Origin of the sequence: Nocardia sp. NPDC056000 (assembly GCF_042269265.1) — a bacterium.
Classification (GTDB): Bacteria; Actinomycetota; Actinomycetes; order Mycobacteriales; family Mycobacteriaceae; genus Nocardia.
Window position 1 is genome coordinate 614,542 of sequence record NZ_JBHJXS010000002.1, and the last position, 18,067, is coordinate 632,608.

At 62.5% G+C, this 18,067-nt stretch carries 11 protein-coding genes; 9 read left to right on the forward strand and 2 right to left on the reverse strand.

Annotation, left to right across the window (positions count from 1 at the left end):
- Positions 1 to 53: 53 nt before the first annotated feature.
- Entirely contained in the window at positions 54 to 1,580 is a 1,527-nt protein-coding gene (locus ACFC4D_RS07530; protein WP_376062127.1) for a hypothetical protein, read from the reverse strand.
- 399 nt (positions 1,581 to 1,979) lie between these two features.
- On the opposite strand from ACFC4D_RS07530, the gene ACFC4D_RS07535 reads away from it, so the two are divergent.
- The 4 genes from ACFC4D_RS07535 (at position 1,980) to ACFC4D_RS07550 (ending at position 11,698) form a co-directional block, all read left to right on the forward strand.
- Complete coding sequence (locus ACFC4D_RS07535) at positions 1,980 to 8,810, forward strand: alpha/beta hydrolase (protein WP_376062128.1); 6,831 nt, start codon at positions 1,980 to 1,982, stop codon at positions 8,808 to 8,810.
- Between the two features lie 50 nt (positions 8,811 to 8,860).
- A complete protein-coding gene (locus tag ACFC4D_RS07540; protein ID WP_376062129.1) occupies positions 8,861 to 9,928 on the forward strand; it encodes an SMI1/KNR4 family protein in 1,068 nt (355 codons plus the stop codon).
- Between the two features lie 45 nt (positions 9,929 to 9,973).
- The gene (locus ACFC4D_RS07545) at positions 9,974 to 10,756 is read left to right on the forward strand and encodes a hypothetical protein (protein ID WP_376062130.1); all 783 of its coding nucleotides are present in this window, start codon (positions 9,974 to 9,976) and stop codon (positions 10,754 to 10,756) included.
- Positions 10,757 to 11,089: 333 nt separating this feature from the next.
- Complete coding sequence (locus ACFC4D_RS07550; protein ID WP_376062131.1) at positions 11,090 to 11,698, forward strand: SUKH-3 domain-containing protein; 609 nt, start codon at positions 11,090 to 11,092, stop codon at positions 11,696 to 11,698.
- Positions 11,699 to 12,029: 331 nt separating this feature from the next.
- On the opposite strand, the gene ACFC4D_RS07555 is transcribed toward ACFC4D_RS07550, so the two are convergent.
- Positions 12,030 to 12,638, reverse strand: a complete 609-nt coding sequence (locus tag ACFC4D_RS07555; protein WP_376062132.1) for a DUF4126 domain-containing protein — start codon at positions 12,636 to 12,638, stop codon at positions 12,030 to 12,032.
- Between the two features lie 362 nt (positions 12,639 to 13,000).
- Here ACFC4D_RS07555 and ACFC4D_RS07560 point away from each other — a divergent pair, with 362 nt between their 5' ends.
- The 5 genes from ACFC4D_RS07560 (at position 13,001) to ACFC4D_RS07580 (ending at position 18,017) form a co-directional block, all read left to right on the forward strand.
- Entirely contained in the window at positions 13,001 to 14,530 is a 1,530-nt protein-coding gene (locus ACFC4D_RS07560) for a YncE family protein (protein WP_376062133.1), read from the forward strand.
- Positions 14,531 to 14,554: 24 nt separating this feature from the next.
- The gene (locus ACFC4D_RS07565) at positions 14,555 to 16,438 is read left to right on the forward strand and encodes a hypothetical protein (protein WP_376062134.1); all 1,884 of its coding nucleotides are present in this window, start codon (positions 14,555 to 14,557) and stop codon (positions 16,436 to 16,438) included.
- A 5-nt stretch (positions 16,439 to 16,443) separates the two neighbouring features.
- Positions 16,444 to 17,229, forward strand: a complete 786-nt coding sequence (locus ACFC4D_RS07570) for an ESX secretion-associated protein EspG (RefSeq protein ID WP_376062135.1) — start codon at positions 16,444 to 16,446, stop codon at positions 17,227 to 17,229.
- A 113-nt stretch (positions 17,230 to 17,342) separates the two neighbouring features.
- Positions 17,343 to 17,705: a hypothetical protein gene (locus ACFC4D_RS07575; protein WP_375963109.1), complete on the forward strand. Its 363-nt coding sequence runs from the start codon at positions 17,343 to 17,345 to the stop codon at positions 17,703 to 17,705.
- Positions 17,706 to 17,717: 12 nt separating this feature from the next.
- On the forward strand, positions 17,718 to 18,017 hold the full coding sequence (locus tag ACFC4D_RS07580; protein ID WP_376062136.1) for a YbaB/EbfC family nucleoid-associated protein: 300 nt from the start codon (positions 17,718 to 17,720) through the stop codon (positions 18,015 to 18,017).
- Positions 18,018 to 18,067 lie beyond the last annotated feature (50 nt).

The window sequence follows — 18,067 nt, forward strand, 5'->3', positions numbered from 1 at the left end:
GACGATAACCGCTGATCAGCATCGACGGCAATGCGAACCATGTGTTTTCGCGCTCAGACGCTGCGAGCTCGATAGCGCTGGGTGAATCCCGCGATGTACACGGCGGGCGGCACCGACGACGATGACGCCTCGATGACACCGTCATCGGCGATGTAGTAGATCGCCCGCCCCAGCATGATCTCGCCCGGCTGGGTCGGCACGTAAACCATCCACCCCGATTCGATGCGATCCGCGGTCAGCTGATCGAGCGGATATCCGGTGGTGTCCGAGCCTTTCTCCACGATGTGCGCCCGCACCTGCTCGATAGCATCGACCCGCGACAGCGGGGGAGCGGTCACGAAGGTGCGCAACCCCGCGAGCGTGAACTGATTGAGCGCCGCATCCACATCGAATCGCGCGGGATCGATTGCGGCGGTGATGGTTTCGAACGTGACAACCCCGGCTTCGGCGGCGGCGACCAGCGTTGCCGCCGCACTCCTGTCCTGATCGCTCAGCGGCGCACCGGTCGCCTGCGCGAGCGCCCCGGTGATGATCTCGGCGGTGACATCGGAGGTCCAGACCCCGGGGCACGCCAGAGCCAGTCCCGGCCCACTCGGCGACTCACCGCGATACCACCGCCCGTTCTCCCACCAGTAGCAGAACGACAGCAGCCCGGACGCCGTACGCGGGTTGAGCACCGCATCGGTCACCCAATCCGGTGCTCCCGCATACAGTTCCGGCATCGGAGCCTCGCCGTTGTACGCGGCGTCGAGCTCCGGCGAATTCCAGACCCCACCGGAGATGACCGCCCGATCACCCGGCAGCACATACAGCGTGCTGCCACTGCGCTTGGTCGTCTCGAACCACGCCAGCGACGGCAGAATGCGCGGCCCCTGTGTCACCTCGAGCGCGGCATAGGTCGCCGCGATCGCCGTCCATCGTGCCCAAAGCAGCGGCAGCACAGGGAAATCCGTTGTGGAGACTTCCCCGCGAACTCCTTTCCCCCGATCGACCCGCGACTGCTCCGCCGCCACCCGCGGCGGCCGCGCCTGCCGTCCTTCATGACCGACATACGCCGCCAGCCACACCGGCAACCGCCGCCGCGGATACTCCGCGAGATCGGCCTGATACGCCTCCGCCGGAAACAACTGATCATCGGGAAACGGCTCATCGCCGTAGTCGTAATCGGTCTGGATCTCACCCTTATCGGTGAGCACGATCCGCATCCGCCACCACGGCCCCTCGGACAGCTGCGCGGCGACCTCCCGCTGCTCCTGCACCAAAAGCAATGTCGCCTGCGGTGGTTCGGCCCGCACCCCGCGCCCCTGCGCCGAATAGATCACATTCCAGGCTTGTGTGGCGACCGTCCACGCGAACACCGCGTCGATCCGCTCCCAGCCCTCGGGTCCGTCGGCCGCGAGCGCCCGCGCGATCTCGTGGGTGAGTTCGCGCGCCCGCTCGGTGATCTGCTTCTCATCGGGACCGCTCGGCTGACCGGGATGAGAGACGATTGTCATGCCGACGTCGCCGCCGGCCTGCGTGAAACCATCCATGAATGTCTTCATGAAGTCGTCCGGGCTCCCGGCCTGCGGATTGTTCACGATATCGCTCCCCTCCTCGACCGGGCGTCAGCGGCCGCCCGTTCGGATACGCCTGCGACCCTACACATTCGTGAGCGGTGATTCAGGTCCGGTCGGTGCGGTAGCGGGGAATTCACCGGTGGGGGAGCGACCCGCTGGCGTCTCCCCATCCCGGGTTCGGCCTGTTCCGGGCGAACCTGCCCGAGCAGCAGGGCTGCTGACCGATAGCGGACCGCATCGGCCCAGTTGCTGATCACCGTGTTCTATGGCACCGTGACGCGAGATCACTGCCCCGCGTCGGTGAAAACCGCCACCCGGCAGTGCGATAACTGACGGTCGGTCGAATCCGGGGGCGGGAGTGGCAGTTCGGGGGGCGAAAGCCGCTGCTGGGCACGTGCTTTCCACTATGGCGAGGTCGCGGTGATCTGGCGTCCGCCCGGCGCCGATTACTACGGCTGGCTCGTGGGCATGCAGTGGCCCGAGGGCAATGAAGACAATATGTGGAAGCTGGCCGACGACTGGAAGGCCGCCGCCACACAGCTCGACAATGTCAAAGCCGATATCGACGCCGCCATATCCGCGGTTCGGGCCGCCTATCCGGAGGGCGATGGCGGAGACGCCATGCTGGCGCAACTCAACGCGCTCAAGTGCGGGGATCTGAGCAAGGACGGCGCCGGATCGATCGACAGCTTCGTCAAGTGGTTCGAGAGCATCGCGGGGCTGGCGGAGAACACCGGCACCGAATTCGAATACACCAAGCTGATGTTCAACGCCATGTTGTTGATCATGGCTGTGGATATGGCGTTCGCCGCCTTCAGTCTGTTCGGAGCCCCAGCGGCGGAGGCCGCGATCATCGCCGCGAATCGCGTTGCCGCGCGGGTCATCATGAAGAAGTTGCTGACGAAGCTGGTCACGCAGGGCGTGAAGTTCGCCGAGATCGCCGAGCTCAAGGCTGTACTCAAGCGGTTGGCGATCGATGCGGCCGTGACCGGGGCGAAATCCGCCGCTCTCGGCGCGGCCATGGGCACGGTGCCCGATGCGGGAATTCAGTTGTGGCAGCGCTACAACGGACGCCGCCAGGAATTCAGCTGGGAACAGGTCGGCATCATGGCCGTGGCGGGTGCTGCGGGTGGGGTGGCGGCCGCGGGCATCGGCAGTGGAATGCGCGGACTGTTCGGCATGCCGGTGAAGATGACCACGCGGGTTGCGACAACCGGTGTCACCATGCTGGCGGCCGGTGGCGGTGCGGGTCTCGCGGGTTGGGGTGCCAGCGCGTTGATCACCGGCAATACCGAGCTGGACCCCCGCATGATCACCGCTGGCATGTGGGGTGGCGCGGCACCGGGTGCGTTGCGTTCGGTCAAACCGAAGATGCACGCGCCGACGGTGGTCGATCCGGTGAAGAGTGACCCGGCAACGGCCAAACCGGCTGGTGTCCAGCAGGTCCCGGCATTGGCTGACCGCGCACCGTCTACGCCTGCCGACACGGCGGCGGGAGCCGGACCGGCGAACGGCGCGCCACACGCCGGGGATTCGTCCGTGTCTGCGAACGGCCGCGACGTCGCCCCCGCTGCGGCTCCGGCCGCGGGTTCGGCGGGAGAGCCGCAGATCGTTGGAAACCCTTCGGGGCGAAGCGATCTCGTCGGTAGTCAACTGTCGAACGGTCAGAATGGCGCTTCGGCGCCGGGCACGCACCAACCGCCCGCCGCGCAGCCGACAGCCGGACCCAAACTCGATACCGCCCAGCCCGGCGCGACTCAACCCGCCGCCGCGCATCCCACCGGCGAGCCGAAAACGCCACCGGAAGCGCGCGCACCCCGCACCGAGGCCCCTGCCCCGCCGCCGACAGATCGCGCCGCAGGTGCCGCTCCCGGCCGCGAGGTTCCCGGCCAGTCACCGCATGCCCAGGCGAAAGCCACTGGGGTGGAGGCGACTTCGCGTGCCGAACGCTTGGATGTCAGTTCGAACGATCGCGCGAGCGTCCCGGCCTCGGATCGACCGAAGGGGATGATCGGTGGCCTCGAGGAGCATCAGCCGCCGAACGGCTCGGGCCGCACCCACAACGACGACGTCGCCAATGGTGAACGGAATCCGCAGCGGGACACCGATACAACCGGTGACGGTCACACGAATCGGGACGGGCACACCGATCGACACGGGCAACCGGCTCGCGACGACGAGCATGATCGCACCGGGCAGCCCGATCGGGATGGCCAACCTGCTCACGACGGTCGGCAGGATCGCACCGGGCAGCCTGCACATGACGGTCAGCGGAGCCACGATCCGCTGCCATCGCATCCCGAACCGTCCTCATTCGGCGATCACACCCCGAGACCTGTACTGCCGGTGGATCATCCGATCACCGCCGCCGAGCGCCAACATGCCGCCAACGCACTCGCCAAGCTCGGCCACGACACCGAGCCACGGCAACTTCTGCATGCCGATAACGTCGATCAGGCTGGTGCCCATCAAAAAGCCCGCGAAAACCACAACTGGTGGCAGGACCTGACCCCCGACCAACAATCGGCGGTCACTCGCCTGCACCCGCACGAGGTCGGCAATGCCGACGGCGTACCCCCGCACGCGCGCGACCAGGCCAATCGCCTCTCGATCGCCCGGGACCTGGCCGAACTCCGCGAACGCAATCCCCGCGTGGAGAAGTGGACGAGCCGCTTCTCCGATCCCGAGGGCCGCCAGCAGTTCCAGAATCTGCAGAGCACCATTCGCAATCTCGAGCACGCCGACACCCTGGCCGACAACTTCGCCAATCGCGATCGCACCGATCCGACCGACCCGCCCGGCTACCGCCCACCGGTGCACGTACTGTCCTACGACTCGAAGGCTTTCAACGGTGAGGGCCGCGCGGTCGTCGCGATAGGCGACGTCGACCACGCGTCCACCGTCTCGTTCCACATCCCCGGCATCACCACCACCGTCCGAAGCCTCGAAGTGAACTTGAACAACGCCTTCAACCACTTCTGGGCGACTTCGGACAATGTGCACGACCCTGCCACGGTCGCCGCGATCGCCTGGATCGGCTACGACGCCCCCAGCGGTTCGCGAATCGGCCGCGAGATGACGAACCCCGCTCTGGCCCAACGCGGAGGCCAACTGCTGGCGCGAGATGTGGCCGCCTTCAACCAGACTCGAAAGATCAACGCTGGTCTGCCAGGGGGATCACCACCCCCGGAAGTGCACCTGTTCGGCCACAGTTACGGCTCCACCACAACGAGCTACGCCGGTGCGGGCGGCCGCCTCACCGGCGAAGTCAGCACCATCACGCTCCTGGGTTCACCGGGCGCCGGCCCGATCGTACACGCCTCCGAATTCGGCATCGGCGCGGAAAACGTCTTCGTAGCCAGCTCCTCCCGCGACCCGGTCACCTGGATTGGCTCCAGCACCCCCGGCGAAATCGCCCGAGCCGCACCCGGTCTCGGCATGGGCTTGGGCATGGACCCCTCGGTGGAGGCTTTCGGAGCCCGCCGCGTGATCGCCCAATTCCCCGGTGGTGTCAAAACATTCAGTGATATCAGTACCCACACCGGCTACTACAGGTTCCACGACGAGGCGCACTCGATCCCGAGCGAGTCACTCCACAACTTCGCCAAGATCGCCGCGGGCGACAAAGCCAACATCATCCCCGAATTCGCCCGCCCCGACCACGAGAGCCTCAACGCCTGGCAACGCAACATAGGCTCCCTCCCCAGCGACCCCGCCCACCTGCGCCCACCCATCTTCGACCCACACGAGGGCGCGCCTTTCGGCTACGAACACCTCGTAGACGAATTCCGCCACCCCGACCCGATCCCCGACCACCCCACCCTCCCCGCCGACCACCAGCCGGTCAATGACTGCGGCCCCCAAGCCCTCCGCCAAGCCCAAGATCTCACCGGCAACGAAAACATCCGCATCCCAACCGATCCGGAAATCGCCCAACGCGGCATGAGCGCCCAAGACCTGGAAACGGCGGCAGGCGGCCGCATGCAACACATGGAAACCCCAGGCGTCCTGGCAGATCACCTCACCCGCCTCGGCGAAGGCGCAACCGCCATCGTCATCTCCGAATTCCACGGCCCCACAGACACGAACGGCATCGGCGCGCACGCCTATACCGTCACCAACGACGGCGGACGGTTGATGGTCCACGACTCCACTGTTCCGGGTGGCCCTCACACCTGGCCCGTCAGCACCACCAATGTCCGCAACACATACGCGGTCCTCTACGACTCGCACGGAAATCCCACGCGCCCTATTGATTCCGCTACCCAGCCACATGCGAGGCCAGCGCATCCGGAGGTCCGCATCGGACAGGCGGAGCCACACGGCCGGCAGCCGGGCCACGAGCAGCCGCACACAACTCCACAGCACCAGCCGGAGACCCCCGCGACCACACCCGACCAGATACGCCGCTTCGACACCGACGATGAGGGTCGTAAGTTCGGTGACGAGACGATGGGGTCCCACATTGACTCCCTGACCGAAACAGAAGCGCAAGAGGTTAGCCGTTACCGGAGATACGCGTGGATCAATGAAATACTTCGTGATCCCGACCCGGGCGCGAGATTCGCTCAGCTCGCCGAGGACCACTCCCGCCAGCAACAGTTGATGCGCCTCAACGGTGGCAAGTCGTTTCAGCCGAAGCTCGAATTGCTCGAGTCCTATGCGAGCCATCCGAGTCTCGACCCACCATTGCGGGCCGCGCTGGACAGCGTTCTGCATGATCAGTATCCGCGGGAGCGCCTCACCAAACTGTGGTTGAACGGCCAAGAAATCACCGAGATTCGCCGCAATCTCGGCACCGAGCCCACAGTCGAGGTGCTGAAGCAGCATGTACAGACGCTGGATCGGCTGACGGGGCACCTCACGCCGGAGGGGTTCGAGATTACGCGGGGTACCGGCATCCGCGGACTGGATCACCTGACCATCGACCAACACGGAACGATGTTGGATGGCAAGCATCCCCGAGAACTGATCAACACCGTCCAGACCGAGCGGGGATACCTGTCAACCAGTTTGGGAGAACGCCCGCCGAGCAACTTTGCGCGACTGGACGTACGATTCGAGCTCGACGTGCCAGAGGGTTCAAGGGGCCTGTGGATCGGTGATTCCGAACACGAGTTCTTGATGCAGCGCGGAACCCGTTACCTGATCACCGATGTTATCGAGGATCCGCCGGGGACGAAACACACCGGTGTCAAATATCTGATCAAGGGCACGGTGGTAGGTCGTGACTACGTTCATGAGCCAGCCGCGCGAGGCGACCACCCTTTGGCTCCCGACCAAGATCACGTACCATTCAACCTCGCCGACGAGCAGCCTGCTCCAGCCGTCGAAGTGCCCAACGATCGCCCTGCATCGCTGACGCCGCACTTACAGGGTCGTTTCGATCAGCTGAAGTCGCTGGCAACAGAGATCGCCAAATCCCTGAACAACCCCGCGCGCTTCATCGAATTGCCCCGCCTGCGTGACGATTTCACCCGCGTTCTCGACCGAACCGGATTCATGCACCAGGAGACGTACGCCACCCTCTGGCGCCTCCTGGGGGAGCATGACCCCGCCTTCAAGGACTACCTCGGCAAGTATGGCAACGATCTGCTCGCCATGGACCCCGAGGCGCGTACTCCCACCCACACGAATGACTCACGGTCCCAACATCATCCAGCGGACACGGTCCCGGAAATCTCGCATCCCGCCGCCGAACCACATTCCTTCCCCGCCAAGGAAACCGAAGCCGGCGCCTCCTTCCACCCCGACGACGCAGTAGTCGCGGACCTTGCCGCTCGAATAGCCAAGGACCCCGACCACTTCACAGCAGATGTTCACATCACCGAGGACGGCCACGCCCACATAGGCGACCGCACATACACGCCGGAGGAATTCGCCAACCTCCTCCGCCAAACGAACTGGGACGGCAACACCCCCATTCGCCTGGTCGGCTGCGACGCGGCCAGCAATGGCTTCGCCGCCCATCTGGCCCGCTATCTCGGCGTTGATGTGCTGGCACCCACCAAACCAGCTTGGTCCGACCATCAGGGTCGCCTTTACACCAGCACTGCCGAGACTCATCCGGACGGCACCCGGCGACCGCGCATTCCACCCGACGGCACGTGGGAGACCTTTCATCCCGACGGTACGAAAACACGGGCCACCGAGGATGGTTTCGCCCCCGGTACGCGGGCGGAGGACAAGCTGTATCTGTCCCCGGAAGATGCGAGGGACCGCGCGGAGAACCCGTCCGATCGATCCGAGCGATTGGACGACTTCCGGGAGCTGCGGGACGAAAACCGGGCAAAGCGGATCGAAGGTTTCGAAGCGGTTCAAGACATTACGCACCGAAACCCGTCCGTCGATGGGGTTCGACGTCCCATGGAGCGAGCTCTTACAAACGTTCGGTACCGGCCCGACGATAACCCCGCGCCGCATGATTTCTTCAATTACAGCGGTGTTTCGCACGACTGGCCTCCGGCATCGGAGGCGCCGACTCGACCGCCCAAGGGGCAGAGGGTGTTCGAGACATCGCATGCCAACGCCTTCGACCCGAATACCGGGAAGCTAGGGCTGGGGGAGGGATCCGATCGGGCAAACGATTCCGAGCCGAAAGTGCTCGAGGATGTCCTGCGATACCAACTGGAAGAGCACTCCGGGCTACCGCGTGATGTTGTCGAGCAGGTACTCGCCGCATCTATCCGGGAGGTCGACAACGCCGCAAGAGCCGAGTACGCGGAAGTGAGAGCGGCTTGGAAGGATATCAATAAGCTCTTGACCGAGGACAATCGTCAGGCGGCTCGCGATGCCGAACGTACTGGTACTTCCTTCACTCCACGTACGATCCGTGATTCGACGGTTCACGAGTTGGTCAATGAAACGGGTCTGCCATGGCATTTGGTGGAACGCGTGATCGAGGATTCGCACGAGGTTCATATATCGAACTTGCCTGATATGCAGCCGGGTCGGGAGTTTCAAGAGCTACGAACGCGGGCGCGAATCGAGCTTGCGATTGAAACGCTTAACAACCGAGCAGTTGCCGAGGTTCCACCGGGCGGGACGCCGCACACACCCTTCTCAGCAGAAACCATCGCGGGTGAACTACGGATGATGATCGATCTGCCCTCGGCGCGGTCGTCGCATATCCCAGAGATGTTTCAGATCTGCGATTCGTGTATGAACCTCATTGATGTCTATCAGCGAATGTTCCCCAACATGCGTGTCGAGGCGCTGAATCTAGCCCTGGAGAGGTTGTATCCACTATGACTCGACCACAGGAAGTGACACGAGAACGGATTCGGTCCAGCATTGAGGCAGTGCTGGCGCAGGGACTGCGGCGGGACTCGGTAAGCGGTGCTTCGGCCGAGGAGATCGCTCACTTTGCGGCTGAGCAAGGGGTTACCCAGGTACCGGCGGCAGTCGATGAGGTTCTCCGACTTATCGGGCGACAGCCGGGATTGTGGTTCGACGGCGCCGAATTCGGCGTACTCAGCGGTATTGATGATGCGGTGAAGCGCCACGTCATCACAAGGTCGGTCGTCGGCGTGGAGCACGGAATCCGCGATCTAGCTGGAATTTTGGTGCTGTCGGCTCGGCAGGGATATGTGTACCACATTCTCGATGGCGCTGATTTGGGCCATGACGATCCTCCGGTCTGGGAGATCGTGGAGGGCGCTTCAAGCCGTAGTTGGCCGACGACCAGTGCGTGGCTGTCCGACATGGAGCCCTTGGTCGAAAGCCTTCGGCGAGACCTTGAACGATATGAGCTGAATGGTTGGGAGCGGCCGACTTGGGGAGATGACATCCTTCCTCGCACCGCCAAGGGTCTCCCCTCGGAACATCCCGGGGAGCGAGTCCGAAACATCACCGAGACCGCGTACTCCGCAGGGCTGCGTCGGAGCTCGGTCAAAGGCGCATCCGAAGATGAGATTGACCGATTCGGTGCGGAGCAGGGTGTTCAGAACATTCCTACCGCGGTTCGTGAGATTCTCCGGTCTGTAGGTCGGGAGCCTGGATACTGGATGTTTCCAATGAAATTCGGCACCGCCGGGATCGACTCAGAATCGAAACGGACTGTCGTTGCGGCTCTCCGCGGGATGAAGCACGATTTGATAGACCCCGAAGGCACGCTGTTGTTGGCCGCATACCCCGACCAAACCTACTACGTGATCGATGGCGCGGATCTACTTCAGGATGACCCGCCGGTATGGACCATCGGTATCGCGGGGCCGGCGAAGCGAGTCCGGAAAGAGTGGGCAAGTACAACGAGTTGGTTCGAGGCTATGGCTCCAGATATCCCGAGGGCCAGAAGGAGTTTGGCGAGGTTCGAGGATCAAGGCCGGCCCATCCCGGCTTGGGCCGATTTTCTGGAACCGGAAAAATGACTCCGAGAAACCGTGGCCTTCCGCAACCCGTTCGAGGAAGTATCGATGACTGATCGATCACAAGACCGCTACGAAGTATGGACCCGTCGTCCGGTCGTCTACCTGCCAATCACGTTGGGGGCCAACCTCGTTGGCTACCTGTGGGGATCGCGCGAGGGATCGGCCGCAGGGTTCTTCGCCCGCGCCGCCTCCGGCATCAACCACGTGAAATCGTCGATCTACTGGCATGGAAAACTCGACGAGACATACCGACTTGGTCTAAAACCTGTTGAGGCGATCAGCCATTGGGCTGGGAAGCCGCAGGATCCTCAGTTTGGCGGGATCGCAGCCGATGCCGAGCTCGGTGCGGCTCGAACCATTCAGGACTTGGCGCTGCAACTGAATCCGGATGCGCCGCTGGGGGAAGGGCCTTGGGTCCAAGATGGCGAGTATCCCAGTGGCGCGCCCGCGGATCGCTCCGCGGGTTGGGGGCCATTGGAATCGGTGCCCACCTCGACGTACCCCGAATCCGCCGATTCCCCGGTCAGGTATCTGCCGATCGCCTGGAACGGTGAGGTACTGGGTTATCTGTGGGCTGCCGCGGCCGACAACGCGGCTGGTTATGTGCAACGAGCAGCCACCGGCAAGGTGGGCATGCTCGCGGGCGGCCTATGGCGATCGCGCCTCATTGATGCATTTGAGGCAGGTCTGCCTGCCTCAGACGTCCTGCAACGCCTCCGTGTCCTGCCCGAATACTCCCCGGAGCTGTTCGGTGCCATTGACACGGCAACGCTCGAACAACAAGTCGGCAGTCTCGTCGACCTTCAACGCCTCGCCGAGAACGACTAGTGATCCTTCCCGGAAGCTGACGGCGGACGAGCTGTTCCGCGATTGCATCCGTTGTGCATTGCGTTTCGATGCGATTGCTGACTATCCGATGTTCGAGGAGCTGTCGCGGGGCCGCAATGGGCAGACGTCGGCATCGATTCGCTCGGGGTTCGGGATCTGTTGTTGCACAGAAACGTTGACGTGAGAAATGGTATCGCTGCCAGGGAGGATCTTCGATACCCGTCAGCCAGAGGAAATGAAGCGGATAGCAGTGGAAGTGCTGGGTCCCACGATGAGAAGCGGATCGGACGACCCGGAGATTCGGGCCAAGGTGGACCGCGACATGGAATCCTGATGGACAAGGAAGCGAAGGGTCGTCCCGTGGCCACCGTGGATCAGATGAGGATCTGGCAGATATGGGGTGAATCGGAGATCAACAAGATCAAACGAGAGCACGGTGGAGGGGCGGAGAATGTCAGGGAAGGTGACGGTGGGATGCACTCTGCGAACACGGCTGAATGGCTGGCGGCGGCCGGGTGGACCCTGGCGCGCGATATAGGCTCTTGCGCTGAGGATTTGATTGCGATACGCGTCGAGGATGCGGCACGCCAAGGTGTCTCGCTCGATGTTATCGATCCGGCCGTCAGATTCATTCATTCCTACGGAGACCTGGAACTTCCGTTACCGGGGACGTCACCCGAGAGGTCTCTGATTCTCAAACCTACGATCGGTTACAGAGGTGACGTCGACAACTTCGCAGAGCTCGCGCACGGCCTTGGCCTACGAGTGTTCCCCGTCGCTTACGAGACGATCGAAGGTTCGATCTGGCTGATTGATGAGACCGCACGGTTCTTCGTTTGGCATCACACCGGCGGTAGCTTTCTGGGAGCGAACGAGTACGAGGCGTTCACCGCGTCCTATACCGGAGTAATGCTCGCTGACGCTGAGGATTTCTTCATTTGAAGTACGAGCGCGGAAGGAATGGCCTTACCGTGCAAGAAAATTCGTTCGATCGAGAACGGGCGATCGGTCGGGGGAGTCGTCGGCTCGTGAGATCGCCGGCGACTATGAGCGGGACTTCGAGCTGTTCGAGAAATCATTCGTTTTCCTCACCCACCACGGCTACATGTTCTTCTACTTCCGGCCCGAGGATCTCGCGGCGCAGGATCCGAACTTCTGGGATCTGTATGGGCGACAAGTCGATTCGTGACAGCGGGTTCTGCTTCAGCCAGTGGCTGCGCAGCCTGGCCGACTACCTGCCCACGGCCATCGAGCTGCGGCGAGTTATGTGACCTCACCGTCCCTGTCGGAGCCCGGAGTCCTTCCGCTCTCGCCTGCGACGCATCCACCTCGCGGCCCGGAATGCGATCCAGCCCAACACAATCAGAAGGATCAGTACCACCACGAACGCCACCACCGGGACAGCCAGTGCCAACACGGTCAGCGCCAGCGAAGTCCCGTCCTCGGCGCTGGAAACAACTGGATTACCCACTCCCGCAGTAGTTCCTGTAATGAACGGCCGCGCCATCGATCGTCCGACGTGCACGCTTCCGGCGGTGATCGCGCCGAGAACCGCGGCAACAGCGGGCGGCATATGAGAGGAGATGCTGCTCTCGGCAGTGAAGAGGATTGCGCCGGAGGCCGGAGCGATGAGGGTTCCGATGCCATGCAGCACTGAATCCAGGGCGGGAATCTTGTCGCCGATGAGGTCGAGCAGGAAGACCAATCCGATCGCCATCAGTGCGGGAGTCGACGACAGCCAGCCGTATGAGCTGCCGAGATCGATCCAGCCGAACCGGTCCGCGATGCCGACCGCGAGCAAGGGCAGCCAGGCGTTGAGGCCGGCCGCGCCCGAGAGGCCGAAGGCGCCGAGGACGGCGCTGACAGCCGATGTGATCTCCATGCCACGAGTGTGAGGCCGGGGCGCGGATTCGGCTGTATTTGGATGGTCACATCGGATCGAGCCGGATGCCGAGTGTGATGTAGGTGCCGCGTCTGATCGGCTGGTTCCGGCAGCGCGTGCGGGTTAGGGTCGGTGCGATTGCCGGATTGCAAGGGGGGTTTGTGGAGCAGCACTTTGATCAGGGCGCGCTGTCCGGAAGGCATAGTGCACCGGAACCGCAGAATGCACCGGATCGGCCCGGTCGGCATGCACGGCCCGAGACTGCCCTGGAGGTTTCGTACACCGCTGACTCGCGTACCGCTCTACGGCTCAGCCGGGCGCTGGAGTTGGCGCGATGGCGGACCCCACGACCCTGGGTGATTGTGGCCGTGCTGCCCCTGATCATCATGGCTCGCCGCGTCTTCGAGCTGATCACGGGTGAAAGTCAGTCCGGACAGGGGATTCTCGGAATCCTCGGTGTGTACCTCGTCTTGCTGATTCCGGCTGCGATCATGGCTGCGCTGATCACCGCGATTCGCATGATGAGGCAAAATCCGCTGGTTACCTCCTATGCGGCTGTAGGCATCCAGATATGGGCGCGATATCGCGACGAGTCGATGGATGTGCCGCCCGCGACCGGTTACGCGACTCTCGACTATGACGAACTCGCGGATGTCGTTGTTATCGGTACCGCCGTAGTCATTCGGCCCAAGGCCGGGCAGGCGTTCGCGCTGCCGAGGGAGTTGGTGCCGGACGAGGCGTTGGCGGCACTCCGGTCCGGTTTTCGCCCCGCCCCGCGAGCATCCGGTGCCGCAGTCGATGTGCATCCCGATAATGATGATGCCGAGCCAGCGCCTGTCTCTCGTCGGCGCAGGGCGATAATCGCGGTGTGTGCCGTCGGTGCGGCCGTAGCGGTTTTCGCGACGATCGGACTGACTACGCCAGGTGACCACACTCCCGGAACCTCGACGCGGAGAGCCGTGGACACCACTATCGCAGTCGAGCTTCAACCGTCGGGCACCCTCGCGATCGATTCCGTCGCAAAGCTGCTCTACGTGGCCAACTCCCCGGCGAGCGATTCCAACCCGGGTTCGGTATCAGTCATCGATCTCGGCAGCAATACCGTGAAGGTGACCATCAACCTGACCTCGAATCCGAATTTCATTGCGGTGGACCCGGGTACGCGTACGGTGTATGTCACGAGCTCATCGGGGACCAGCAGCCGTGACGGTCGCGTGACGGTGATCGACGCCGTAACCAACTCCATCACCGCCAGTATTCCGACCAAGCAGGATTCACGAGTCATAGTGGTGGATCCGATCAGCCACACCGTATTGGTGAACAATCTGTCGGGCAGCTTCGATGTGAACGATCCGAGGTCCGATCCCGCGGAGAGCTCCGTCTCGGTGATTCCCCGCGGTTCCGCATCGGTCAGTGCGACCGTGCCGAGCGGTATCAACTCGATGGGTATCGCTGTGGCACCGGACCTTCGGACCGCCTTTGTCAGCAGTCGCGACGGAACTGTCAAGGTCATCGACCTCGCGACCAATATCCAAACCGGCTCCATTCCGGTGTCGATCGACGCCGGGACCATGATGTTCGACCCGGGCTCCAACAAGGTTTTCGCCGTGGACCGCAAGGGGATGATCGCCGTAATCGACCCGAGCATGCGCAAAGTCATCGGTTCGATCGATGGTCTCGGCCAGGAGATCCATGCCGTGGCAATTGATTCCGGCACCCACGCCATGTATCTGGCCAGTATGACCGATAGTCGGATCAAGGTCGTCGATACCGTCTCCCAAGCGATCACCGGTACTCTGAGTGCTCCGAGTCCGCAGTCGCTCGCGGTCGATCCGAGCACGCATACGCTCTATGCCTATGCCGCGGGCCAGGTTTCGGTGATTCGACGATGACGAAGAACAACAGGGGTGGGATGAATGGCTGAACCCAATGCTTTAACCGGTCTGAAGGACAGCGCTGCGGCCGGAACCTTCCAGTTCGATCGTGCCATAGCGGAATCCATCGCCAATCTCTGCGCCGGCATGATCTATGTTGTCGAGCAGATTGACAGGAATACGGAATCCCTTACGAAAGTCATGGACTTCAGCATCTTCGGCTCCGGTCGAGCCATCGCCTCCAAGTTCGAAAAGGCGGCCCACGACCTGCGAGGCAAGGTTATCGTCGACCAAAAGCGGACACTCGAAGATTTGGCGCAGACATTCATCTCGGCAGGGAAACTGGCCACCCAGACGGAGGCCAACTCAGAGGCCGCATTCAATCGCATCCGAAGCACTTTGCAGTCGAATCCGAGCTTCACCGGGGGGCGGAACTTCAGCCAGGGAGCCGTGACTTTTCCGGGCTGGAAAACCTCGGAAGACTCCAGTGGCATTGATGATGACGGCGAAGGAATCTACGTCGAGAAGCAAAACGGTCAGGGAGGTAGTCATTACTATACTGTCGAGCTGACTCAAGAGTATGAAGACAAATTGAATTCGCTCAAGGAGACGTCGAACCTCGATACATTATTCACCGGGGCGAAAGATGAGAGCCCGGTGGGTCCGGAGGCGGGGTCGTCACTGAGCTGGGATAACCTGCACGCCGACTATATCGAGATGAACGGCCGAATCCCACTTATTGCGGATACCGCTCGTGTCTGGCTGGGTGCAGCGAATCTGCTTGCGCAAGAGCTGTCCACATTTCAAACCCAGACCACGATTCAATTCAATGGAAATGGCGGCTCCGCTTGGGTTGGAGTATCCGAACTGGCGGCCAAGAATGCGATTACAGGCTTTCAGAACAGCACCACGGATCTGATCAACTCTATGAAGGCAATCAGTGCCAACCTAGCGTACTCCGTGGGCTATCTGGAGAAATTGCAGACATATCTTCCGGAAATTACCGCCGAAGCCTATGCCAAGAAGTTCGGTGTGAACACCTTGAATCAGGTCACGCGTCTCTATGCGGCAAAATGGGATGAATGGTACGGCGTCGGTGTCGCGAAGTCGAGCAGTCACATCCCTGTTCTGCAATCTCCCCTCGACAAGGCGTATCAACCTCAGAAGGTAATCGATACCAATCCGGGTGGTGTGCCGAATACCGGCTCACCGGGTGGTTCGCCCGTCACCACCACCGGCGGCGGTGGCAATCCGAGCGGAACTCAAGATCTGTCGGACTTGAAGAAGGAGTTCGAGGACCAGCTCAAGACATTGACCACCACGGAGCAGCCCAAGACCCAAACCCCGTCGACGACGACAACCACGGATACGACATCGCAGATCACCTCCCTGCTCTCGACACTGGCGCAGCAGGGTTCATCACTGGCTCAATCGTTGGCCTCGACCGGCTCGTCCCTGATCCAGTCCCTGCAGAAGAGCGCGACGACAACCGATACGACAGCGGATCAGCTGAAAACACAGTTGCAGCAGCAACTTGCGACGTTGACGAATCTGCAGACAACGCCGACGGATCCGAACTCGCCGGGTGGTGGATCACCGAAGTCACCGAGCGGTGGCGGGGGGCCCACCGCCGTAAGCCCCAAGGAGAACCCGCAGAGCAAACTCTTTCCGCGTTCGACCGTGTCCTCCACCGACAAAGACGAGAACGTGGTCGCCACGCGGGCAGGCTTGGCGACAGGCGCCGCCTCTACATCGGGTACGGGAACGACCGGATCATCCGGTGCACCAATGGGATCGGGTGCTCAGGCAGGCAGCCAGGGCGCGGGTAAGGAGCACAAGCGGCCCGAATTCCTCAGATCCGGTGAGAACCTCGCGGAGGGTCTGGGTGACCTTCCGATCGCGGTCACACCCGTAGCGGAGAAATAACCGCCATGTGGAGTTTCACCGAGAGCGAGTTCTTTGTCCTCTGGCAGGACATCCTGAAAGAGAACTTGCCGCTGCCGTTCCTGTACACGTCTCGCAACAAGGCGCGTGATGCGTTCGACGAAGAGATGCGTCAGGCCCGCGAAAGTGTCGAGCAGACCCTCGATGCGAGAACTCGGGAAATGATCGCTGCGGCCTCGAGCCCGGATCTGTACCTCGCGGTCAGCGCTTGGAATGAACAGACACCTCTGGAGCCATCGGAGCTGATTCGAATTCTCGCGGTGCGACAGGGATCCAAGGGCTACGTGCTCACTCAGAAAATCGGCGAATCTTTCTGGTACGGGGCCGGATACAGCGTTGTCGAATGTGACCCGCTGCGAATATCGGACGAGGTGGTTAGTGCTCTCCCCGAGGTGAGTGCTGGTCAGCAGGGTGACATTGTCCTTGCCGCGGCCGCCGACGAGTCTTATGAATACGAGTACGGCAGGTCTTCCATCGTCGATGTCTCAGCGCCATCGACGGAGACCCGTTCCGCGCGATTCATGTCGGCACCCACCGATCGCGCAGGCGAGATCGTGATCGCACAGGGTCGATCGATATACGGGCCCCGCGGGGTTACCCAGCGAGTGCTGGGGTGGCGTGATCTTCGCGACGATGGGCGATACGTGGTCGCCGATCAGAACCCGTCCCTGGCTGTATCCGCGGATGCCAAACGCCTGGTGACCCTGATCAACTCGCAGGTCGCCGATGTGGTTCGAGCGATCAAGGAAGAGCGGGAAGGTATTAGACGGTAACGCCGTACCCACGGTCGGTGGATCGCGACCGTGGGTGTGTTGAACTGAAGTGTGTGGCGCGGAATGCCACGGATGTGGTGTTATGTCAACGACAAACTTGGGAGGGAGTTGTTATGACCGAGGGGGCGGTCAATTCCGGCGCTGCCGAGCAGGGTTGGGCTTCGACGACGATCGCGAATCCGCAGGGTTCGATCAAGCTGCGTACCACCGAGCAGGGGATTCCGCTCGCCGTGAAGGTGGATGTGGCTGAGCTGCATCGGGATCCGGCGCAGTTGGCGGGGGAGGTGCTCAGGTTGTGTCAGCGGGCCGCTATGCGGGCCGGGCTGGCCAAGCGTAAGCAGTACGAGGAAGCCGGGATGAGTGCCGAGATGCTCGCGCGCACCGGGTTGCCTACCGAGGCCGATGTCGCTCGACAGGAGATTGTCGAGGAACAGGACTACGATACTGAGCCGCAGAGCTGGCTTCGGACTGTCTGAGGAGGGGGACTCATGGTCGGGTCTATGGATGAGCTCGAGGAGCGGGTTCGGCGGCAGCTGTATCGGTTTCAGGATTTGGCCGAGCAGATGGCGGCGGTCCGGGGGCGGGAGACCTCGGAGGACGGTGCCGTGATGGCCGAGGTCGACGGGAATGGGGCGCTGCGGGATCTGCAGTTCGGGCATGCCATTTCGCGGATGACGCCGGATGAGTTCGAACAGGTCGTGGTCGCGACGTCCGCCGCGGCGGCGCGGGCGGCGTTCGAGCGGCGGGCCGAGGTTGTCAACCGGTTCAACGAGGAAATGGCCGGGTAAAGTCCGGTTCGTTAACGCAATCTTGAGCCAGAGTTTGCGTTTTACTATCT